We start from the raw sequence: 22,648 nt of genomic DNA on the forward strand, positions 1-22,648 counted from the left end.
CAAAGTATGATGGGCGAGTGCCATCCGAAGGCGCATCTTTGTTCAACGGTGACTGCACACAATGAGAATCGGTATGACGAACGAGCAGGAGCGCGTCATCGAGGACGGTCCAGGCCGCGCGGGTGACGCGGTCATGCCGGCGCCGGGGATCGACTCGATCATCGACAGCATCCCGGCCATGGTCGCTTTCATGACGCCGTCCGGTGAGCTGGAACAGGTGAACCGGCAAATCATGGAGTACATCGGCGCCCCGCTGCATGAACTGAAAAACTGGCAGGCCAGCGAGACCGTGCACCCGGACGACCTGCCCTCGGTCATCGCTGCCTGGATGCACTCGGTCAGTACCGGCACGCCCTATGAGAACGAGCACCGGATTCGCCGCGCCGACGGTGTCTATCGCTGGTTCCATGTGCGCGGCCTGCCGATCAGAGACAGCGAAGGCACCATCACCCGCTGGTGCGTGCTGCAGGTCGATATCGATGAGCGCCGCCGGGACAAGGCCTTGATCGCCAGTGCCCTGGCCGAAGTCAGCGCGTCGGAAGAACGTCTGCGCGGGATCATCGACGCCGTGCCCGGTTTTGTCTGGAGCGCCTCGCCGGAAGGCAACGTCGGCTTCGTCAATCAGCGCTGGTGCGACTACACCGGCATGTCCGTCGAACAAGCTTGCGGTGACGGCTGGACGGCGTCCATCCACCCCGACGACGCGCCGGGCCTGGCGGTTTATTGGCAAGGGATTCTGCAATCGGGCAGCGCTGGCGAGTACGAGGCCCGACTGAAGCGCTTCGATGGCGTTTACCGCTGGTTCCTGATCCGCGCCGTGCCCCAGCGTGATGACACGGGGCGGATCGTGCGCTGGTATGGCGAAAACACCGACATCGAAGACCGCAAACGGGCGGAAGTCTTTTTGGCCAAGGCCCAACGCCTGAGCGCCACCGGTACGTTTTCCTGGCGGGTGAGCACCGACGAGATCACTTGGTCGGACGAGGTCTACCGCATCCTTGAACTGGACCCGGACACGCCGCCCGGCTTCGAGGCGATCTATCGCCGCGTGCATCCGGACGACATCTCCAGCCATCGGGAAATGATCAAGCGCCAACGCCGCAAGGGGCGTGACTTCGAACACGAACATCGACTGCTGATGCCCGACGGCACGGTGAAATACGTGCGGCTGGTGGCGCACTCGATCGCCCATGCGCCGGACGGCTTCGAATACATCGCCGCCCTGCAGGACATCACCCAGCGCCGGCTCGCCGAAGAGGTTTTGAGCAAGGCGCGCTCGGAACTGACGCACCTGGCCAGGGTCGCCAGCCTTGGCGCGGTCACGGCGTCGATTGCCCACGAGGTCAATCAACCGCTGGCCGGCATCATCACCAACGCCAGCACCTGTCTGCGCATGCTCGGCGCCGACCCTCCGAATGTCGACGGTGCCAGGGAAACCGCGCGCCGCACCATTCGCGACGGCAACCGCGCGGCCGATGTGATCAATCGACTGCGGGCGTTGTTCTCGAAGAAAAGCATCACCCTTGAAAACGTCAATCTGAATGACGCGGCACGGGAAGTCATCGCCATGTTATTGGGCGAACTGCAACGCAACGGCGTGGTGCTGCATCCGCAATTTGCCGAAGCCCTGCCGCTGGTCAGGGGCGACCGGGTCCAGCTGCAGCAGGTGATCCTCAACCTGATCATGAATGCCGCCGAGGCCATGAGTGCAATCCATGGCCGGCCCCGGCAACTGATCGTCAGCACCGGTCTGGGCTCGGACGAGAGCGTTTACCTGGCGGTGAAGGACAGCGGCAACGGCGTCGATCCGCAGGACATCGAACGCATTTTCAATGCGTTCTACACCACCAAAAGTTCGGGCATGGGGGTCGGTCTGTCCATCAGTCGCTCGATCATCGAGCGCCACGATGGGAAGCTGTGGGCCAGCGCCAACGACGGCCCGGGTACGACGTTTACCTTTGCCATCCCGCATTCGACGGACTTGCCGCAAACCGATAACCGCGACCTCGCCGATCGCACCGTGGAGAATGATTGATGGGTACGCATTTGCTCGTATCGGTGGTCGATGACGACGAATCGGTTCGTGAATCACTGCCTGACCTGATCAAGGAGTTCGGCTTCGCCGTCCAGGCGTTTGCCTCGGCGCAGGCGTTTCTGGCATCGCCCTATCTGGACCTGACCCATTGCCTGATTCTCGACGTGGCCATGCCCGGCATGTCGGGACCTGATCTGCAACGCGAGCTGCTGCGCCGTGACTATCGCATTCCGGTGATTTTCATCACCGCGCACGGCGATGCCAGCGAACAGGCGAAGCTGCTGAACAGTGGCGCCGTGGAGTGCCTGTTCAAACCGTTCAGCGAAGCCCAATTGCTCAAGGCCCTGAGTGCCGCCCTGCCCCTCGACTGAGCGTGAAGCCGAACAGAACAAGGAATCGACATGTTGAACGCGAACAACGCAATCGCCCCTTCCCGTGGAGCATTACCGATGAGTGATGTCACGCCCGTCGTATTCGTTGTCGATGACGACATTTCCGTGCGCGAGTCGCTGGAGCTGATGATCCGCTTCGCCGGTTGGCAGCCACGGCTGTTCGAGTCCGCGCAGGATTTTCTCGACGCGCCCCGGGCGCTGGTGCCCAGTTGTCTGGTGCTGGACATCAACCTGCCCGACCTGAACGGCCTGGATCTGCAGACCGCGCTGGCCGATGAGCGCCACAACATGCCGATCATCTTCATCACCGGCTACGGCGATATTCCGCGCACGGTGCGGGCCCTGAAGGCCGGTGCGGTGGAGTTTCTGACCAAGCCGTTCAACGACGAGGTGATCCTCAGCGCCATGGCCGATGCGCTGCAGAGCAGTCGCGTGGCGCTTGAGGGGGAAAAGAATCTGCGCGCACTGCTCGCGGCCTACAAGACCCTGACGCCGCGCGAGCAGGAGATCATGGCTTCTGTGGTCAGCGGGCGGCTGAACAAACTGATTGCCGCCGACCTCAACATCAGCGAAATCACCGTCAAGGCCCATCGCGGCAAGGTGATGCGCAAGATGAAGGCCCGCTCGCTGGCGGATCTGGTGAAAATGGCCGCGTTCATTACGCCGGAGTAGCGGGCAGGCTCTGCCAGAAGCTTTCCAGCCGACGCAGGTCAAGGCTGTCGAAGCCTTCCGACGCCCGCTCGCGGCAGGCACCGAGCAACGCCCGGGCCTGATCCGGTTGACCCTGTTCCAGCCAGAACCGGGCCAGATCCATCGATGACCGCAACTCCCACGCCCAGGCGCCCTGCTCGCGACTCAGCGCAATGGAATCCTCAAGAACCGCCAACATGGCCTGCTCATCATCGGCCTGGATAACCTTGAGAATACCGGCCTTGATTCGCAACAACTCCGGCAGCGCAAAGGCATCACCGCTTCGGCGGCAGTGATCGATGGTGCCGTCGACCAGGGTCAGTGCCTTTGGGTGTTGACCCACCAGCATCAGGCCTTCGGCCAGTGCAATTTCGAATGAGGTCGTGAGCAGTTCGTAACGCATGCCCCGCAACCGCGCCAGACTTTCCTCCAGCATGGCAACTGCTTCGCCGGGTTCCTCGGCGCGGATGGCGATCGCCGCGCGCAACCCGTGGCAGGCGGCAATGTAAGGGCCGAGTGCGTTGGTTTCGGCGATGGCGCTGAACCGCTCGAGGCTCGCGGTGGCCTTCGCCAGATCACCGGTCCAAATATAGATGCACAAGATCCAGACCATGGCGATGCAGTAAGTGACCGGATGCTGCAGCGCGAATGCTTCGGCCTCAATCTGCTCGGCCAAGCGCCGGGCCTGATCGGGATAACCCTGCAGCCAGAGTGACCGCGCCAGCGCCAGCCCCGTGCGATTGCGGTGATCGAAGCCGTAGTAAATCGTGTTGCTGGGATGGGACGGCAAACTGTTGCGCAGCGAACTTTCCAGTTCCTGGCGAGCCAGACGCTGATTGCCGAGCAGATGATGGGAGATGCCGGTCAGCGATGCGGCAATCGCGATGGCGGCGGGCTCGTTGAGGATATTGCCGACCACCGCGGCCTGCTCCGCCCAGGCCAGCGACGACGGGAAATCACCGATGCGTTCGTAGAAAATCTGCAAGCGGCCCAGCAGCCGCAATTGTGAGCCGTAGTCGTTCAACGCGACTGCAATGTCTTGGGCTCGGAGCAAGGCTTTTTCGGCGGCTTCGCTGTTGCCTCGGGTGAACATCAGGACCAGACCGAGCGCGGCTTGCAGTTCCATTTCGGTGGGCGTGCCGTAGTACCCCAGTTCCAGCAGCTCCACCGCCCGGGAGCACCAGGTGCGGCACTCGACCAGCAAGGAAAAATGCAGGAACAACGGCGCACTCGCGGCCGCCAGCGGCAACGCCAGTCCCGGATCGCCGTGGGGCCCGAAGCTCCATTCCAGCGCACCGCGAACGTTGCCCAACTGGCTGGCCAGGCGCGCCGAGTGGCGGAAAATTTCGTCGGGCGCAGTCCCCAGATGGCCGAGCAAATCCATGTAAAACGCCGCGTGCCGGAACGCCAGCGCATTGACCTCGGCCTCTCCCCGCGCCGTCAATTTCTCCCGGGCGTAGGCACGGGTCATCTCCAGCAAGCGATACGAATCCGTCGAGTCGCTGTGATCGACCGTGACCAGTCCCTTGCACACCAGATCATCAAGGATCGCGGCCGCGGCGGCGCTTTCGTGTTGCGACTCCGCCACCACCTGAGCGGCAGCTTCCTGGGAAAACGGCCCGACGAAGACCGAAAACCGCTCCAGCGCCAGGCGCTCTTGCGGTGACAGCAGGTCATAACTCCAGTCGAGCATGGCGCGCAGGGTCTGATGCCGTGGCACGGCAGTCCTGCGCCCCGACCAGCCCAGCGAGAAACGCTCGCCGAGCAGCGCGTGGGTGGCCTTCAATCCGTGGCTGGCGACCCGCATCGCCGCCAGTTCGATCGGCAGCGCCATGCCCTCCAGCCGCTGGCAAATGTCCGCAATCATTTGCCCTCCGCCCGCTTCCAGCAACAGCGCGGCATTGCTCGACGACGCGCGTTCGACAAACAGCTTGATGGCCGGGAATGCCAGCAACTCCGCAACCGAGAGGTGTTGCGGCTCACGGGGAAACTCCAGCGGATTGAGCCAGTGCACGTATTCGCCACGCACCCGCAGCGGCTCGCGACTGGTGGCCAGAACCCCGACCTCCGGCGCGGTGTCGCTGATCTGCTCCAGGAGCGTCGACACCGCGTCGATCAGGTGTTCGCAGTTGTCGATCACCAGCATCAGCCGCTGCTCGCGCAAATGCGCGAGCAGGACAAACATCGGGTCTTCCGCCTGCACCGGGATGTCCAGCGATCGGGCCAGTGCCGACGGCACCAGCGCGCAGTCTTCCACTTGCGCCAAATCGACGAAACTGACGCGCTCATAGCCCTGGGCGGCGATGCGGTGCGCCACTTCGATGGCCAGGCTGGTCTTGCCGACGCCGCCGGGGCCGACGATGGTGAACAGCCTTGGTTGCTGCATATGGTCGATGACCAGTTGCAGGTCGGTCTCGCGGCCGATCAGTTTGGCCCGGGGCGGCAGACTGCAGACGCCCTCGGCAGTTCGGGTCGCGATGGGCGCCGGTTGCACAGCGGTCTGTTTTCTTTCCAGCGGCGCGACGAAGGCATAACCCACGCCCACCTGGGTCGCGATGTAACGCGCCTGTTCCTCGCCATCCCCGAGAATCCGCCGCAGGCCGGTCATATGAAAGCGCAGGCTGCCTTCGGCCACCACGCTGTCGGGCCATACCTTGTCGATCAGGTCGTACTTGGACAGCACCCGTCCCGGTTGCTCGAGTAAGGCGATCAACAGATCCAGTGCCCGCCCGCCGATCTCGACCGCCACCCCGTTGCGGGTCAGCAGCCGTTTGCCTGGAACGACACAGAACGGACCGAAAATGAATTGGGTCGTGAGGGATTCGTGCAATGCGTCCGGAAAAGACTCCACGAGGATCGATCTCTCTAAAAACGTAGGGAGCGGCGCCGGTTACAGACCTCCGGCGCAGGCCCTTTGCATGATAGGAGTTTTGCATGGTCGTTCAAGCACGGCACCGGCAGAGTGAGAACCTCACCCCTTTATTTCCCCTTTGCGAATGGCAATCTTGATGGCCTGGGCGGTGGTTGCCACGCCCAGATGCCGACGGGCCGAACGCAGGTGATTTTCCACTGTACGGCCGGACAAGCCGAGCGTGGCGGCAATGTCGGCCTGCCGCCGACCGGCGGCGACCCACGCCAGCACTTCGCGCTCACGGTTCGACAGTTTTCCGGCCGTCTCGTCCAGCGGCGCCTCAAGCAATCGCCGGGCGGAGTAAAACGCCACCGAGGCGAGCATGCCCAGTGCCAGACGAACCCGCGCCGAGGCATCGATCTGTTCGCCGCCCAGGCTCATGGCGCCTTCAAGCCCCTGCGGGCCGAAGACCGGAATCTGCAAGCCATGCACACCAGGGCCACTGGGCACGCGAACCAGCCGATAAAGTTCGCCGCTCTCCTCCTGCACCTTGCTCCAGAAGAACGATTCGCGGGTGTCCAACAGGTGGCGAGTTACTGGGCAGCGCTGAACGTAGGTCTCGGCGTCGACGCCAGTACCCTCACCAAACCAGTCGCCTTCCACCCAGTAAATGCGCTCGACCACGTCCTCCGACGCCGAGGTGGCGGAGAACAGGACGAACCGATCGTAACCATAGGCCCCGGCGAAACCGCGAACGGCCTTCTGGATCGCCACTAGCGTCGGCGCCGCCTCGATGTCGAGGGCGGCGCGCAAGAGTGCCTCGGCAGGTCCGGAGCTCACCCCGACGTCACCTCTTTGAGGAGCGCGGCCGCCGCCAGTTTGCCCAGTGCGTTGCCCGCCAGCGGACTGTCACCGGTCAGCAGTTTGCGATCCTGAAGCGTGGCCCCGGAAATGTCCTGGTTAGTGATTTCCACACCGAGCGCCTGCAACTGCTCGCCGAACTTCCAGGTCAGGTGGCCGGGCATGTAACCGATGTCGGGGGTCGTCGCGTCCAGGGCATCGGGAAAGGCGCAAATCCGGTAACCGTTGAAGATGCAAGAGTCTTTTGTTTCACCGAGGCCGGCCGCCAGCAACGCCGCCGGGCCGTGGCACAGGGTAATCACGAATTTGTCCTTGGAGATTGCCCATTGCAGGATCTTTTTCACGTCCTCGCTTTCCGGCAGGCCGATCAGCGCACCGTGGCCGCCGGGAATGAACACACCGATGTAATCCGAGTCCTCGCCCAGCGCTTCTTCGATCACCTCGGACAGCTTGAGCGGACGTTTGAACTGATCACGATATTGCTCGTAGAAGCCCTTCACTTCGGCGTCTTCGGAGGGCATGGCCCAGAATTCGAATTTGACCGGATTGCCCGACAGCGTCGCGACGTCGAAGCCGAAACCGGCCTTGTCCAGGTGATACATCGGCAGCAGGGTTTCAACCGGGTGATTGCCTGTGGAGAACATGGTGCCGTTGTCGGTCAACAGATAGCGCTCGTCCGCACCGATCATCAGAACCTTCCAGCGCCCGCCCTTGTAACGGTTCGGGTACTCGGCATCACTGAGATCGGATTTGGGCGAAGTGAACTGGCTGAGGGAATACGGCGAGGGGAAAAACGCGTTGTCCTCGGCAGGATCGGGGGTTGGGCGCTTGTCGTCAGTCTGCGTGGTAGCCATGGTGCTCTCCATCGAGTGGGTCAACGTCGGAGTTCATGCTAGTAAGGCGTCAGCGTTACAACAATGAGGGTTTTCCCTCAAAAGATCATGCACTGAACCTGCAGCCCCTCAATGTGATCGATAAGTGGCAGAATCCCGCAACTGATGAATTCGGAGACCCCCAATGCTTCGCCTGTTTGAACAACGGCTCGACCCCTTCCCGCCCGACGAAGCGCCGCCACCGCCGGTCGGTCTGGCACGGTTCCTGTGGGCCTGCACCCGCGGCGCTCGCGGTTATATCCTCGCGCTGGCGCTGCTCAGTGCCGGTGTGTCGATCTACGAAGCCTGGTTGTTTTCCTTTCTGGGTCAGGTCGTGGATCTGCTCTCGACCTGGCAGGCCGGCGGTGATGCAAATGGCCAGGAGAGCCGCGTGCTGTGGGGCATCGGCCTCGTGCTGCTGACCAGTGTGGGGCTGGTGGCGCTGCGCACCATGGTTCAGCATCAGGTCTTGGCGATCAATTTGCCGTTGCGTCTGCGCTGGGATTTTCATCGGCTGATGCTGCGGCAGAGCCTTTCATTCTTTTCCGATGAGTTTTCCGGCCGGGTCACGACCAAGGTGATGCAGACCGCACTGGCCGTGCGCGAAGTGCTGTTCACCGTCATCGAAATCGCACCGGGTATCGGCGTCTACTTCATTGCGATCATCGCCCTGGCCGGCGGTTTCGCCCTGAAACTCATGCTGCCGTTCATTGCCTGGGTTGCGCTGTTCGGGCTGGCGATGCTGTATTTCGTACCGCGCCTGGGCCAGGTCGGACAAGAGCAGGCCCATGCGCGGTCGTCGATGACGGGCCGGGTTTCGGACGCCTACACCAACATCACCACCGTCAAACTGTTCTCCCACTCCAAACGTGAAGCGCACTTTGCGCGGGCGGCAATGGAGGACTTCAAGCAGACCGGTTTCCGCCAGATGCGTCTGGTCAGCCAGTTCGAGATCGTCAATCAGGCGCTGGTGGTCGGGCTGATCATGGGCGCCGGCGGCTACGCCTTGTGGCTGTGGCATCAGGGCGAAGTCGGCACCGGCGCCGTGGCGGCGATCACGGCCATGGCGTTGCGCATCAACGGTATGTCGCACTGGATCATGTGGCAGATGACGTCGCTGTTCGAGAACATCGGCACGGTGCAGGACGGCATGGGCACCCTGACCCGTGGCCCCAAGGTGCAGGATGCGCCGGACGCCGGCGTATTGGTGCCTTCCGGCGGCGCCGTGGAATTCGACAACGTGAGCTTCAACTACAACGGCGAACGCCAGGTGCTCGACGGCTTGAGCCTGAGCATCCGACCGGGGGAAAAAATCGGTCTGGTGGGCCGCTCCGGCGCCGGCAAATCCACACTGATCAACCTGCTGCTGCGCTTCTATGACGTGGATCGCGGCGAGATTCGCATCGACGGCCAGAACATCGCGCAAGTAACGCAGGACAGTCTGCGCAGCGCGATCGGCATGGTCACTCAGGACACCTCCCTGCTGCACCGCTCCATTCGCGACAACATTGCCTACGGCCGACCGGACGCGACCGACGAACAGATCCAGCGTGCTGCGTCGAACGCCCAGGCCGCCGGCTTCATCAACCAGCTCAGCGACCGTCAGGGCCACACCGGCTATGACACGCTGGTGGGCGAGCGCGGCATCAAGCTTTCCGGTGGCCAGCGCCAACGCATTGCCATTGCCCGGGTGATGCTCAAGAACGCTCCGATCCTGTTGCTCGACGAGGCCACCAGCGCCCTGGATTCCGAAGTCGAAGTCGCGATCCAAGAAAGCCTCGATGAAATGATGCAGGGCAAGACCGTGATCGCGATTGCGCATCGACTGTCGACGATTGCGGCGATGGATCGACTGATTGTCATGGATGAAGGGCGCATCATCGAGCAAGGCACCCACACCGAACTGCTGGCCAAGAACGGCACCTATGCGCGGCTTTGGCAGCATCAGAGTGGCGGGTTTCTGGGTGAGGATCAGGGGCTGACCGAGGCGATGGATCAGGCGTAAACGGTGCTGCCCCGGTACTGCCGGGGCAGAAGACGAAGGCTCAGGCGCTCGGGTGGGTGTGGTAGATCTTGCTGACGATCGTCCACTTGCCGTCTACCTTCAGCAGGTTGAAGAAGTCGGTGAAACGGAACCCCGACACGTTGTCGGTATCGACCCGGGCACTCGCGGCCGTGCCGACGATGTCGATGCGAACGATGGCGGCTTCGGCTTCGGGGGATGGACGAAACGCGCTGTCGATGACGTCATACAGATTCTGGATCGCGCCGCCGACGAGCTTGCCGTCGTCAACCCCGAACATGGTCGCCTGCGCATTGAACGCGGGCTTCATCAAGGCGCTGTCAGCCTTTGCTCCACCTTCGTTGTACTGGCTGAGCACTTCGACGATTGCGTTGTATTCCTGCACGTAAGTTGGATGACTCATGATGAACTCCTGTTTGCTGTGAATGTTTTTTCAATCAATCCGCCCTGCGCCGATCCGGTTCAGGGCGCACAAATCAATGGTCAGCCGTTGGCCAGTCGGTGTAGCCCTTGGCGCCGCCGCCGTAGTAGCTCTCGCGTGGCGCGATGGTCAGTTCGGTGCCCCGACGCAGGCGCTCCACGAGGTCGGGGTTGGAAATGAACAGGCGCCCGAACGCCACCGCGTCAATCCGGCCCTGCGCCCGGCGCTTCAATGCCATCTCGAGGTCGTAGTTGTTATTGCCGATGAAGGGGCCTTCGAACTGCGCGCTCAATGCATCCAGATCAACGCCATCAGGAACCGTACGCGAGGTCGCGGTGGCGCCTTCGACGAAATGCAGATAGGCCAGATTGAGTCGGTTGAGCTGCTGAATCAGATATCCGTAAGTCGCCATGACATTGCTGTCGGGAGGCGTGTTTCCGGCATCGGGCGTTACCGGCGAAAGACGAATGCCGACGCGGTCGCTGCCCCAGATCGAAATCACCGCTTCAGTGACTTCAAGGGTCAGTCGGGCGCGGTTCTCAATGGTGCCGCCGTACCGGTCAGTGCGCTGATTGGTCGAGTCACGCAGAAACTGGTCGAGCAGATAGCTGTTCGCCGAATGAACCTCCACGCCATCAAAACCGGCACGCCTGGCATTTTCAGCGGCGCGCTTGTATTGCTCAATGATGCCGGGAATCTCCGAAGTCTCCAGCGCCCGGGGCGTCGACACTTCGACAAAGCCGTTCTCGGTGTAGGTGCTGCCTTCTGCCTTGATCGCCGAGGGGGCAACGGGAGCAGCACCGTCGGGCTGTAACTCGACGCTGGAAAAACGCCCCACGTGCCACAACTGGCTGACAATCCTGCCACCTGCGGCATGGACGGCGTCCGTGACTTTTCTCCAGCCCGCCACCTGCGCGTCCGACCAGATCCCCGGCGTCATGGCGTAGCCGCGCCCCTGCGCCGAAATGTTTGTAGCTTCGGCAATGATCAAGCCGGCACTCGCGCGCTGTGCGTAGTAAGTAGCGTGCAGTTCGTTCGGAACACCGTCTTCAGCCATCCGGCTGCGAGTCACGGGCGCCATGACAATCCGGTTGGCCAATTGCAGGGCGCCCATTTGCATGGGAGAAAAAAGATCCGTGTTGCGACTGTTATCAATCATGTTGCATACCTTCAATATCAGACCGGTCGTCTAGTAACTTGATGAAAAAAATCGCCTGTACATCAGCAGGCGTTTACTCGTGCAGCGCCGTCAGTGCTCCTTGTGATCGTCAGGCCTTTTGTACGTCCGGGCGGGTACGCGAAGACTCAAGAGTCACCCTCTCCCACTTGGCGATCACCAGGGGCGCAATCGCATTGCCCAACACATTCAGGGTGGTGGTGCCGCTGTCGATAATCCTGAAGATACCGGCGATCAGTGCCACGCCCTCCAGCGGGAGACCGGCAGACGCCAATGTGGCCGACAGGATGACGATGGCGAATCCAGGCACCCCGGCAGCACCTTTGGAGGTCAGCACCATGGTCACCACCAGCAGGATTTCCTGAGAAAGCGACAGATCGATTCCATAAAGCTGGGCGATGAAAATTGTCGCCACGCCGAGGAAGATCGACGCGCCATCGAGGTTGAACGCGTACCCCACTGGCACCACAAAACTGACAATTCGCCGTGGCACGCCATAGTTCTCCAGCTTGCTCATCAACTGCGGCATGACCGCTGCGGAGGCAGCACTGGAGAAAGCAAGAATCAACTCGTCGCGGAAATACCTGATCAACTTGAAGATGTTCTCGCCGATCAGGTAACTGATTCCTCCGAGTACCACCAATGCAAAGACAATCAGCGCCAGATAGACCACTCCAATCAACTTGAGCAAGGGCAGCAAAGAGGCAAAGCCGAAGGTAGCGACGGTCGCACCGATCATGCCGAACACCCCTATCGGGGCATAGGCCATGACGATCGAGACGATCCTGAACATCGCATCTGAAATGCCTTGGACCAGCGCAACCACAGGTGCACTTTTCTCCCTGGGCAATGCGTTGAGCGCGACACCGAACAACACCGCGAAGAACAGCACCGAAAGCAACTTCGCCTCGGACATCGCCACCAGAACGTTATCCGGAACGATGTTTTGCACAATCACGAGCGCGCCCTTCGAAGGCTCCATCGTGATGGCGGCAGCACCGTGTGCGATGCCCGAAATATCGGTGCCCGTACCGGGTTCGAAGAGGTTGGCGAAACACAGGCCGATCACGATAGCCAGGCCGGTGATCGCAAAGAAATAGCCCAGCGACTTGATACCCATCCGGCCGAACGACTTGTTATCCCCTCCTCCGGCGATACCCAGGATCATGCAACAGAACACGATAGGCACGACCACCATCTTCATCATCTTGATGAAGATATCGCCAAGCGGTTTCAGGATCTCCGTACTGACCCACGACTGATACTGCGGATGGGTATTGAAGTACCAACCAACGAGCACGCCAAGCAACAGCCCGGCAACGATTTGCCACACCAGGGGAATACGTTTCATGTCTAGCCTTCTTGTTGGAATGAAAGGACTGCATCAATCGGCAGTTGCTAGAGTCATGAGCTTCCAGCTCACTTGAGATCAAATGGCACAACGCCGTTGTGCCACTGCGCTTTTTACTTGGCGAAGAGCTGGCTCATATCCTTGAAGGCCTTGAATTCGAGGGCATTGCCGCAAGGGTCGAACAGGAACATGGTGGCTTGCTCGCCAACCTGTCCTTTGAATCGAATGTAAGGTTCGATCACAAATTCGGTACCGAAAGACTTGAGGCGCTCTGCCAGCGCTTCCCACTCTTCCCATCCCAGGATGATGCCGAAGTGAGGAACAGGAACGTCGTGCCCGTCGACCGGGTTGCTGTGAACGCTTTCCTGAGACGCGGTTTTCGGGTGCTCGTGAATCACCAGTTGGTGCCCGTAAAAGTTGAAGTCGACCCACTGGTTGCTGGAACGCCCCTCTTCCAGGCCGAAGACTTCACCGTAAAAAGTGCGGGCTGCAGCCAGGTTGTAAACGGGGATGGCGAGGTGGAATGGCGAAAGGCTCATCAGAACTCCGATACGGTTTTTGTGGTTGGTGAGCACATCGTAGGGCGACACTGGCAGCAAAAAAATCAATATATATTTCTCAGAAACACAACTAACATTTGTGAATGATCAAAGAACTCAAGACCCTCATTGCCGTCGCCCGGGAAGGCACTTTCGCGGCTGCCGGCAACCGGATCGGCCTCACCCAGGCGGCGGTGAGCGCCCAGATTCAACGTCTGGAAGCCGAGCTCGGCTTTGAAATATTCGACAGAAAAGGACGCTCGGCCCACCTCAACAGGATGGGCCAGCAAGTCCTGCTTCAGGCGCAGGAGCTGCTTCGTCTTTACGACAACCTGGGATCGACCACCGTCGGTCTTTCCACCAGCATTCTGGTCAACGTAGGCGCAATCGCCTCAGTCCAGCGATCGTTTCTCCCGGACGCACTCGCCAGGTTCCACCAGCAGTGCCCGGAATGCCGAACGCGTGTCGTGCCCGGTCTTTCCATGGAGCTGGTGAACCTGGTGGATACTGGCGAAATCGACATGGCGGCGATCATTCGGCCGCCCTTCTCGCTTCAAAGCGATCTGCGCTGGACCACACTGGCGCTTGAACCCTACCGTCTGATCGTGCCCAAGGACGTACCGGGAGAAGACTGGATCGAACTGCTCTCAAGCCTGCCGTTCATTCGCTATGACCGCTCTTCATTCGGCGGCAGGCAGGTCGATCGTTTCCTGCGACAGATGCATTTCACTTTGCGTGAAGTCTCTGAGCTGGATGAGCTGGAGGCCATCATCAGGCTGGTGGAGAATGGCGTAGGGGTCGCGCTCGTGCCGCAGACGGCCACCCATCAGCAATGGCCGTCAGGGGTGCGGGCGCTCGATCTGGGCCAGCATACTTTCCATCGTGATATCGGACTGGTGCACAGGCCTCGGCGAAGTTTCACCGAACCTGTACGGACTTTGGCTGAACTTATTCTCGAGCAATTCAAGGTGGCGGCTGAGTGAGGGTCGATGGCTCACCCCTCAACAAGCCGCCCCGCAACCCACGCACGACTATACCCGAGCACCCTCCCCGCCAACCCCAGCGGAAAATGAATCACCCCATGTGCGGTTTCCGGCAAGAGGTGCACCTCCACTTCCGCCGCCCTGCCCCAACGTTCAGCCAACTCAAGCGTGTCATCCCTGAGCGGATCCAGTTGCGCAGCAAACATCAATGCTGGCGGAAAACCGGTGAAGTCACCGTACAGCGGAGACAACGGCGCCTGCCGGCGTTCTTCCTCGTTCAATCCCGGAGTGAGCATTTGCAGCGCTTCAACCATCCCCGGCCCGTCCAGCAGCAAGGTATCGGGCCCGGCGCTGCGTACGCTGGGGGTTCCGGTAAGGTCGTAGACGCCGTAATACAGCAGCGCCCCGCTCACCCGTTCGAGCAGGTCCGGCCACTGTTTGAGTTGCAGCAGGGTCGCGGCGGCGAGGTGGCCGCCTGCCGACTCGCCCACGACGATGACGGGCAGATTCGCAAACTCGCGGCAGTCATCGCTCAGCAGCCAGCGGGCCGCCGTGAGGCAGTCCTGCATGGTGCCCTCGATCGGAGTCGAGACCACAAGCCGATAGTCGACCGAGATCACTGCTACGTCGCAGGATTTCACCATGGCGATATTGAGGGGGTCGTTCATCTGCGCGTTGCCGATGACCCAGCCGCCACCATGAAAATCCAGCACCACGCCTTTGGCCTTTGTCTTTGGCCGAATAATCCGCACCGGCACTGATGCGCCGTCGACACCCACCACTTTTCGCTCGGCCTCGAGCCCGTGCTTGAGCAACTTTCTTGCGCCGCCCAATTGGCTTAGTCGCAACAGCAACTGAATCGCCCGTGGCGTGATGCGATTGCGGATACGAAAGCGCGGCAGCCGGGCAAGCTTGCGGTTGAACGCGCGCAATTGCGCCAACTCGTTATCGTCTGCGGGCCAACGGGTTGATGTCTTCATTTCGTCCTGGCTCATCGGCGGTTGTTGCGCAGGATATCAGCGGTTGCGGTCTGTTCCAGCCTGGATGCCTGGAGCTACGCAAAAAGTTCATCGACCGTCATCTCGCCCCGTTGATAGGAATAGGCAATGATCAAAGACAAACCGACATAGGTGAGTGTTTCTTCGATGGATACCATGAGCTGAAACCGCATTCACTGGAGCCCGTCATGACCACCACCAAAACCCTCTTCATCACCGGCGTCAGCAGCGGCTTCGGCCACGCGCTGGCCAAGGAAGCGCTGGCTGCCGGCCACCGCGTCATCGGCACCGTCCGCAACGAAGCCGACCTGCAAGCCTTTCAGGCGCTGTCCAGCGGCAACGCGTACGGCGTGCTGCTGGACGTCACGGACTTCGACCGCATCGAAGGCGTCGTGGCAACCGTCGAAGCGACCCACGGTCCGGTCGATGTGCTGGTCAACAACGCCGGCTACGGCCACGAAGGCATTTTCGAAGAGTCGCCGCTGGAGGACATGCGCCGCCAGTTCGACGTGAATGTGTTCGGCGCGGTCGCGGTGACCAAGGCGTTTGTGCCGTTCTTTCGCCAGCGGCGGGCGGGTCATATTCTCAATATCACGTCGATGGGCGGCACAATCACGATGCCGGGTATCGCGTACTACTGCGGCAGCAAGTTTGCGCTCGAAGGCATCTCCGATACCCTGAGCAAGGAACTGGCGCCGTTCAATATCTTCGTGACCGCCGTCGCACCGGGTTCATTTCGGACCGACTGGGCCGGTCGTTCGATGCAGCGCACGCCGCGCAGCATCGCCGACTATGACGCCAGTTTCGATCCGGTGCGCAAGGCCCGCGAAGACAAAAGCGGCAAGCAACTCGGTGATCCGCGCAAAGCGGCGCTGGCGATGTTGCAGATCATCGCCAGCCCTGCTCCGCCAGCGCATCTGTTGCTGGGCAGCGATGCATTGAACCTGGTGCGCGACAAGCTGAAACGTGCCGCCAGCGAGATCAATCAATGGGAAACGCTGAGCCGCTCCACCGACCATTGAACGGCCCACAGAGAGAACCCGATGAAACAGGCCGACCCGAGCACTTCGCGCATGGTGCAGCTCATGGAGACGCTGGCTCCGGTCGAGGGCTATAACCTCGGTGCGTTGGAGGGCGTACGCTTCCTGCGCTCGAACCGACCACTGACCCGCACGCCGGTGCTGTACGACCCCGGCATCGTGATTCTCTGTCAAGGACAGAAACGCGGGTATCTGGGCGATGACGTTTACGTCTATGACGCCCAGCATTACCTGGTGGTATCGGTTCCGATCCCCTTCACCATGGAGACCGACGCCTCTGAAGACGAGCCAATGCTCGCGATCTATATGCAGCTCGATTTCCAGGTGGCCAGCGAGTTGATGCAGCAGGTGGATGAGGTTCACGGCCCGAGTGATGCGCCACCCAAGGGCATGTTCGCCTCACCGATGGACGACCGCCTGCGCGCATCGACACTGCGCTTTCTCGAAGCCATGAGTATTGCGGGTGAGGCGCAGATATTGGGGCCGTCGCTGTTGCGGGAAATCTACTACCGCATCCTGACCGGCGAACAAGGCGGCTCGATGCGCGCCGCACTCAATCGGCAAGGGCACTTCGGCAAGGTGACGCGGGCGATCCGCAAGATCCACAGCAGCTATCAGGAGCGTCTGGACGTCGAGCAACTGGCGCGCGAGGCGAGCATGAGCGTGCCCAGTTTTCACCTGCATTTTCGCAGCGTGACGGACGCCTCGCCCATGCAATACCTGAAATCGACGCGCCTGCATCAGGCGCGACTTTTGATGTTGCGCCATGCCATGACTGCCTCAGCGGCGGCATTCAGCGTCGGCTATGAAAGCGCTTCGCAGTTCAGCCGCGAGTTCAAACGTTTTTTCGGCCGAACGCCGCAAGCGGAGATTGAGTGGATGAAGGCAACGTATGCGTTGCCTGCGCCGACGTCGGCCTCGGATTATGTTTCGTCGCATTAGCCGATCAGGCCTCTACAGGTGACTGCGGGGTGTCGGGGTCCAGTTGCCGACGGCGGAACTGTCCAGGTGGCTGGCCGTGGATCTGGCGAAAACGTCGGGAGAAATAAGCTTCATCTGCAAAGCCGCACAGCCTCGCCACCTCGCCCACTGGCCGGGTTCCATTGAGCAGGTAATTGCGTGCCGCGTGCATTCTGCGTTCCAGCACCAGCTCGGTGAAGGTCTTGCCGATTTCCTTGCGCAGCCAGTGCGTGAGATAGGTCGGTGACAGATAGGTCGCCGCCGCGACCTTGATCAGATTGAGATCGGGGTCGGCAATGTTCTTGCGCAAATACTCGAACATCCGGCTCAGTGCATCCCGCCGACTGGCTTGCGCGGCATTCTCTTCTGCCAGGCGTTTGAGTGGTTCGGCATACAGGACGCACACCTTGCCCACCAGTTGCAGCAGCAATCCCTTGAGCACTTCGCGTGTACCGAACTGACGATTCTCGTCCAGGCCGCGCATCTGTTCGATCAAACCACAGACCTCGTTGAAGTCCTCATCCCCCAGTATGAAATCCAGATGCTCTTGAAAGCGAAACGGCGACAGTTCGGGCGCCAGGAGAATCGATACCTCCTCCAGATCCATCGGGTCGCACTGCAAATGCGGCAACAGAAAGGTCTGGGAAAAGTTGATCACCATGAAATTGCTGTCCGCCGGATGCGGGATCACGTGCACACGGTGCGGCAGGATGAATGCCAGTGCGTTACGCGGAAACGGACGAACCGCGTTGCCAATGTGCTGCACCGTGTCGCCGCCGAGGTTGATCTGGATCTGGAAGTATTCGTGTCGGTGCGGGCCTGTCTCGGCGCGGCGACCTTTTTTGTCACGAATGTAGAAATCCATCATCTCGCTGCGTTGCTGCATGACGTAGGTGGGCACACGGCATTGTGACGTCATTTCTTGAGAATCCTCGACAGGTACTCGGGCAGGTTTTCCTGGCGTTGCCGAGTAATCGGCGTGGCTCATCTTGAAGGTTCGTCGCCGACCCTTCAAGCAGTCATACGATGACAACTAGGTCAGTCATTTTTCTACACCACCCCCGCTAATGATCACTGTCCAAAAATAGCGACCGCAAAGTCAGCGTTTTTTTCGTTTAAAAACAGTCGGATAAAAAACAAACCAGAGAGCATCTGGAAAATTCACTGTGTGGACTTTTTTGGACAGGTTTATCCGACGCGCCCTTCTCCGGAAAAAATGATCTAACACCTTGATTGATTTCAAGAGGTTGTACGACCACTGTATTTCCCACGCCCAACCTCTTTCAAAAACAACAGAAGGTGCGCACGTCATGAATCCGCTATTGCTCCCCGCCGCCCCTCCCCATCCTTTACCGACGATGCCAGCCGGAAGACGTCCCTGAACGTCTGACCCTGGCCGTTTGTGCCAATCGTTTCAACTTCGATTGCCTTGCCTGCGGACAGCGGGCAACGGCGTCGGCTGTCCGCAAACAACTCGACACTTCTAACAATAACGAGGTCCACTCATGTCGAATTCGCACACCTCTCAAACCACCGCGCCCCCCTTGATTGCCGCCGACAGGGACGCCGTGTCATCCCGGCGACTGCCGACGCGGCGACGCTGGTTCATGCTCTCGCTGCTGCTGATTGCGACGATCATCAATTACATCGACCGGGTGAACATCTCGATCGCCGCCCCGTTCATGGCCAAGGACCTGGGCCTGGACAAGATCGAAATGGGGCTGATCTTCTCTGCCTTTGCCTGGACCTACGCACTCGCTCTGGTGCCGGCCGGATTTATCGCCGACCGTTTCGGTTCGCGCTTCACCTACGGGGTTTCACTGATCAGTTGGTCGACCGTCACGGTGTTTCAAGGCTTCGCCACGGGATTCGCTTCGCTGTTCGGTCTGCGCCTGGCCGTCGGGGCGATGGAAGCGCCGGCATTTCCGGCCAACAGCCGTGCGGTGACCGTGTGGTTCCCGGCGCGGGAACGGGGCCTTGCCAGCAGCATTTACGTCTGCGGGCAGTACCTGGGAACGGCACTGTTTACCGGTGCCCTGCTGTGGCTGGCCACAACCTTTGACTGGCGCCATGTCTTCTACAGCACCGGCGCGCTCGGCATCGTCTTCGGTGTGCTGTGGCTGTATCTGTATCGCGATCCGCTGAACTGCAAGAAGGTCAGCAAAGAGGAGTTGAAATACATCGAGGCCGGTGGCGGACTGGTCAAGAGCAGCCAGGAACGCACTCGTTTCAACTGGCGGCAGATCGCCGAGCTGTTCAGCTACCGTCAGGTCTGGGCCATTTGCATCGGCAAGTTCGCCAGCACCTCGGCGCTGTACTTCTTCCTCACCTGGTTCCCGACCTATCTGATTGAAGAACGCCATCTGACCACGATCAAGGCCGGGATCTTTGCCGTGATGCCCTTCGTGGGCGCAACGGTCGGCATCCTGCTCGCCGGCATCGTCTCCGACTTGTTGATCCGTCGTGGTTATTCAATGTCTTTCGCCCGGAAATTGCCGCTGGTGGTCGGGTCGATGCTGGGTATGTCGATCGTGCTGGTGAACTTCACCGACTCGAACGTCATCTGCATCGCCGTGCTGACCATTGCCTTCTTCGCGCAGGGCATCGCGTCGTCTTCGTGGGCGGCGGTGTCGGAGGTGGCGCCCAAGGAACTGATCGGACTCACCGGCGGGATTACCAGCCTGGCCGCCAACATTGGCGGCATTGTGACCCCGATCGTGATCGGCGCCATCGTCCACGCCACCGGCTCGTTCGCCTGGGCGTTCTGGTTCATCGGTGCCGTGGCGCTGATCGGCACCCTCTCCTACTCATTGTTGCTCGGTCGCCTGTACCGCATCGAGTTGAAAACACGCTGAAGCCAGAACAACTGTTTTCTCCAATTGGAGGCGGCTTTCGTCCAACTTCGCCAGCGATTGCCGCCGTACGCTGCACTCTCACACAGGACTTTCAGCAGGATGAACATGACCGAATACGTCTTTACCCCGGATCTGCCAGTGACCTTGCCGATTGTCGGCAGCGAGCAACGCTTTCCCGTCGGACGCGTGTTCTGCGTCGGCCGCAACTACCCGTGGCCGGACACCCTGGGCCAGCCGCGCCAGCCACCGGTGTTCTTCATGAAACCGGCAAGCAGCGTGGTGGACGCTGCCGGCGAAGTGATCTTCCCGTCACTGACCGAAGAGTTTGCCCATGAAATCGAGCTGGTCGTGGCCATCGGCGAAGGTGGCGCGCAGATCCCCGAGAGCCAGGCGCTGGCCTATGTCTGGGGCTACGCCGCCGGCCTGGACCTGACCCGTCGTGACGTACAGCGACTGGCCAAGCGCGACGGCTTGCCATGGGAAGGTGCCAAGGTGTTTGACGGCGCCGCACCGATGACCGCCATTGTGCCGGTCACCCGGACCGGGCGGCTCGAAGGGGAATTATGGTTGAGCGTGAACGGTGAAGAACGCCAGCGCGATCGTCTCGACAGCCAAATCTGGTCGGTGAGTGAAGTCATCAGCCGTATCTCGCAATCCGTAACACTCAAGGCCGGCGACCTGATCATGACCGGCAGCCCCGCCGGCGTCGATGTCTTGCAACCCGGCGACGTCATCAGCGCCGGGATCGACGGCATTGGCCAACTCGAAATGCGCGTCGGCCCACGGCCTTGAGTCTGTCCTTAAGTGATTGGAAAAAAGGAGAACAACAAGATGTCTGACACTCAATCCTTGAAAGTTGCCCTGGTGACCGGCGCCGGCAGCGGGATCGGCCGTTCCGTAGCCCTGGGCCTGCTGGCCGACGGTTACACCCTGGTGCTGGCCGGGCGCCGGCCCGAACCCTTGCAGGCGTTGGTCGATCTGGCGGCCAGCGAAGGCCGCGAAGCGCTGGCGGTGCCTACCGATGTACGCGACCCCGCCAGTGTCGATCAGCTGTTTGCAACCATTGCCGAAGTCTACGGACGCCTGGACGTGGTCTTCAACAACGCCGGGGTCAATGCCCCCGCCGTGCCGCTGGATGAGCTGACGTTCGAGCAGTGGCGAAACGTGATCGACACCAACCTCAACGGGGTTTTTCTCTGCGCCCGTGGCGCGTTCGGGCTCATGCGCCGGCAAGAGCCACAGGGTGGCCGCATTATCAACAACGGTTCGATTTCGGCCCACACCCCGCGTCCTTTCAGCAGCGCGTACACCGCCAGCAAACACGCGGTGCTGGGGCTGACCAAGTCACTGGCGCTGGATGGTCGGGAATTCAATATCGCCTGCAGCCAGATCGACATCGGCAATGCCTTGACCGAAATGTCGGTGCGCATGACCAAAGGCGTGCGCCAGGCCAACGGCAGCATCGCCGTGGAGCCGATGGTCGACGTCAAGCATGTCGCCGACGCCGTGCGCTACATCGCCGGTCTGCCCCTGTCGGCCAACGTCCTGAACATGACCGTCATGGCCACCGCCATGCCGTTTGCCGGCCGCGGTTGAGCCGGCTTTTTTATTGCGTAAGTGAGGTTTACATGAAGCCAGAAGTCTTGCAGCTGAGCCCGATCCTGATTCCGCAAATCAATACCCGTCTCGGCGAACTGTTCACGATCAGGCGTTATTTCGAGCAGGCCGACAAAGCGGCGTATTTGCAGGAACACGGCGCCAACATTCGCGGCGTGATCACGGGTGGCCACACGGGCATCAGCCAGGCGCTGATGGCGCAACTGCCCAAACTGGAAGTGGTGGCGGTCAACGGTGTCGGCACCGATGCGGTCGACCTGGCCTACGCCCGGGATCGCGGAATCCGCGTGACCGCGACCATCGGCGCACTGACCGAAGACGTGGCCGACCTGGCCATCGGTTTGCTGATCGCCGTGTGCCGTGGGCTGTGTACCAGTGACCGTTACGTTCGCTCGGGCCAGTGGCCGCAAAGCCCGACCCCATTGGCACCGCTGCCTTTGGCGCGGCAGGTGTCCGGCATGCGGATCGGCATCGTGGGCATGGGCCGGGTCGGCCGAGCGGTCGCCACCCGGGCGGCCGCGTTTGGCTGTCCGATCAGCTACACCGATCTGCAACCGATGAGCGATGTCAGCCACACCTTCATCGCCGAACTCAAGCAACTGGCCCGCGACAGTGATGCGCTGATTCTCGCGGCGGCCGCCGACAAGGCCGAGGCCATCATCGATGCCTCCGTGTTGCAGGCCCTGGGCAAGGGCGGCTACCTGATCAACGTGGCGCGCGGCAAACTGGTCAACGAAACCGATCTGGTGGCGGCCCTGAAGGCCGGCGAGATCGCGGGTGCGGCGCTGGATGTTTTCGTCGATGAGCCCAACGTGCCTGAAGCGTTGTTTGTCCAGGAACAGGTGGTGCTGCAACCACACCGCGCCAGCGCGACCCTGCAGACCCGCACCCGCATGGGCGAGATGGTTGTGGCGAGCCTGGTGGACAGTTTTGCCGGAAGAACTCCGCCAGGGTGCGTGACCGGCTGAGCCTTACAGTCATCG

20 protein-coding genes are annotated in these 22,648 nt (G+C 61.0%); 11 read left to right on the forward strand and 9 right to left on the reverse strand.

The window, feature by feature from the left end; translation table 11 throughout:
- Positions 1-73: 73 nt before the first annotated feature.
- The 3 genes from L6D74_RS24380 (at position 74) to L6D74_RS24390 (ending at position 3,099) form a co-directional block, all read left to right on the forward strand.
- Positions 74-2,035, forward strand: a complete 1,962-nt coding sequence (locus L6D74_RS24380; RefSeq protein ID WP_235375911.1) for a PAS domain-containing sensor histidine kinase — start codon at positions 74-76, stop codon at positions 2,033-2,035.
- Positions 2,035-2,406 (forward strand): response regulator, encoded by a 372-nt coding sequence (locus L6D74_RS24385; protein WP_039771030.1) that lies wholly within the window; start codon positions 2,035-2,037, stop codon positions 2,404-2,406. Before L6D74_RS24380 ends, L6D74_RS24385 begins: the two co-directional genes overlap by 1 nt.
- Before the next feature lie 78 nt (positions 2,407-2,484).
- Entirely contained in the window at positions 2,485-3,099 is a 615-nt protein-coding gene (locus tag L6D74_RS24390) for a response regulator transcription factor (protein WP_236190791.1), read from the forward strand.
- On the opposite strand, the gene L6D74_RS24395 is transcribed toward L6D74_RS24390, so the two are convergent.
- The 3 genes from L6D74_RS24395 to hchA form a co-directional block, all read right to left on the reverse strand.
- A complete protein-coding gene (locus tag L6D74_RS24395; RefSeq protein ID WP_236190793.1) occupies positions 3,086-5,968 on the reverse strand; it encodes an ATP-binding protein in 2,883 nt (960 codons plus the stop codon). The two genes, L6D74_RS24390 and L6D74_RS24395, sit on opposite strands and share 14 nt — an antisense overlap.
- Positions 5,969-6,088: 120 nt before the next feature.
- Positions 6,089-6,808, reverse strand: coding sequence for a PA1136 family autoinducer-binding transcriptional regulator (locus L6D74_RS24400; RefSeq protein WP_236190794.1), 720 nt, complete (start codon positions 6,806-6,808; stop codon positions 6,089-6,091).
- Positions 6,805-7,683 (reverse strand): glyoxalase III HchA, encoded by an 879-nt coding sequence (hchA, locus tag L6D74_RS24405; RefSeq protein WP_236190795.1) that lies wholly within the window; start codon positions 7,681-7,683, stop codon positions 6,805-6,807. The genes L6D74_RS24400 and hchA overlap by 4 nt, the downstream gene beginning before the upstream one ends.
- Positions 7,684-7,846: 163 nt before the next feature.
- Between hchA and L6D74_RS24410 the strand changes: the two genes are divergently transcribed.
- Positions 7,847-9,706, forward strand: a complete 1,860-nt coding sequence (locus L6D74_RS24410) for an ABC transporter ATP-binding protein (protein ID WP_085610205.1) — start codon at positions 7,847-7,849, stop codon at positions 9,704-9,706.
- Positions 9,707-9,746: 40 nt separating this feature from the next.
- On the opposite strand, the gene L6D74_RS24415 is transcribed toward L6D74_RS24410, so the two are convergent.
- The 4 genes from L6D74_RS24415 to L6D74_RS24430 form a co-directional block, all read right to left on the reverse strand.
- Entirely contained in the window at positions 9,747-10,127 is a 381-nt protein-coding gene (locus L6D74_RS24415) for a nuclear transport factor 2 family protein (protein WP_039771019.1), read from the reverse strand.
- A 73-nt stretch (positions 10,128-10,200) separates the two neighbouring features.
- Positions 10,201-11,304 carry an alkene reductase gene (locus tag L6D74_RS24420; RefSeq protein ID WP_085649170.1) on the reverse strand — a complete coding sequence of 368 codons (1,104 nt, stop codon included), beginning with the start codon at positions 11,302-11,304 and terminating at the stop codon, positions 10,201-10,203.
- A gap of 109 nt (positions 11,305-11,413) precedes the next feature.
- Positions 11,414-12,673, reverse strand: coding sequence for a cation:dicarboxylate symporter family transporter (locus L6D74_RS24425; protein WP_236190796.1), 1,260 nt, complete (start codon positions 12,671-12,673; stop codon positions 11,414-11,416).
- A gap of 113 nt (positions 12,674-12,786) precedes the next feature.
- Positions 12,787-13,212: a VOC family protein gene (locus tag L6D74_RS24430; RefSeq protein ID WP_011333668.1), complete on the reverse strand. Its 426-nt coding sequence runs from the start codon at positions 13,210-13,212 to the stop codon at positions 12,787-12,789.
- A 104-nt stretch (positions 13,213-13,316) separates the two neighbouring features.
- On the opposite strand from L6D74_RS24430, the gene L6D74_RS24435 reads away from it, so the two are divergent.
- The gene (locus L6D74_RS24435) at positions 13,317-14,195 is read left to right on the forward strand and encodes a LysR family transcriptional regulator (RefSeq protein ID WP_064595608.1); all 879 of its coding nucleotides are present in this window, start codon (positions 13,317-13,319) and stop codon (positions 14,193-14,195) included.
- Positions 14,196-14,206: 11 nt separating this feature from the next.
- On the opposite strand, the gene L6D74_RS24440 is transcribed toward L6D74_RS24435, so the two are convergent.
- Entirely contained in the window at positions 14,207-15,175 is a 969-nt protein-coding gene (locus L6D74_RS24440) for an alpha/beta hydrolase (protein WP_236190797.1), read from the reverse strand.
- Between the two features lie 206 nt (positions 15,176-15,381).
- Between L6D74_RS24440 and L6D74_RS24445 the strand changes: the two genes are divergently transcribed.
- Entirely contained in the window at positions 15,382-16,215 is an 834-nt protein-coding gene (locus tag L6D74_RS24445) for an oxidoreductase (RefSeq protein ID WP_236190798.1), read from the forward strand.
- Between the two features lie 21 nt (positions 16,216-16,236).
- A complete protein-coding gene (locus L6D74_RS24450) occupies positions 16,237-17,175 on the forward strand; it encodes an AraC family transcriptional regulator (RefSeq protein WP_236190799.1) in 939 nt (312 codons plus the stop codon).
- Positions 17,176-17,179: 4 nt separating this feature from the next.
- Here the strand turns inward: L6D74_RS24450 and L6D74_RS24455 are convergent, their stop codons facing one another.
- Complete coding sequence (locus tag L6D74_RS24455; protein ID WP_085649175.1) at positions 17,180-18,112, reverse strand: helix-turn-helix transcriptional regulator; 933 nt, start codon at positions 18,110-18,112, stop codon at positions 17,180-17,182.
- 586 nt (positions 18,113-18,698) lie between these two features.
- On the opposite strand from L6D74_RS24455, the gene L6D74_RS24460 reads away from it, so the two are divergent.
- The 4 genes from L6D74_RS24460 (at position 18,699) to L6D74_RS24475 (ending at position 22,633) form a co-directional block, all read left to right on the forward strand.
- Positions 18,699-20,048 (forward strand): MFS transporter, encoded by a 1,350-nt coding sequence (locus L6D74_RS24460; RefSeq protein ID WP_064595597.1) that lies wholly within the window; start codon positions 18,699-18,701, stop codon positions 20,046-20,048.
- A gap of 99 nt (positions 20,049-20,147) precedes the next feature.
- Positions 20,148-20,840, forward strand: a complete 693-nt coding sequence (locus L6D74_RS24465) for a fumarylacetoacetate hydrolase family protein (protein ID WP_039771001.1) — start codon at positions 20,148-20,150, stop codon at positions 20,838-20,840.
- A gap of 39 nt (positions 20,841-20,879) precedes the next feature.
- Positions 20,880-21,644 carry an SDR family oxidoreductase gene (locus L6D74_RS24470; protein WP_236190800.1) on the forward strand — a complete coding sequence of 255 codons (765 nt, stop codon included), beginning with the start codon at positions 20,880-20,882 and terminating at the stop codon, positions 21,642-21,644.
- 32 nt (positions 21,645-21,676) lie between these two features.
- Positions 21,677-22,633 (forward strand): 2-hydroxyacid dehydrogenase, encoded by a 957-nt coding sequence (locus L6D74_RS24475; RefSeq protein ID WP_236190801.1) that lies wholly within the window; start codon positions 21,677-21,679, stop codon positions 22,631-22,633.
- Positions 22,634-22,648 lie beyond the last annotated feature (15 nt).

Source organism: Pseudomonas pharyngis, from assembly GCF_021602345.1.
Taxonomy (GTDB): Bacteria; Pseudomonadota; Gammaproteobacteria; order Pseudomonadales; family Pseudomonadaceae; genus Aquipseudomonas; species Aquipseudomonas pharyngis.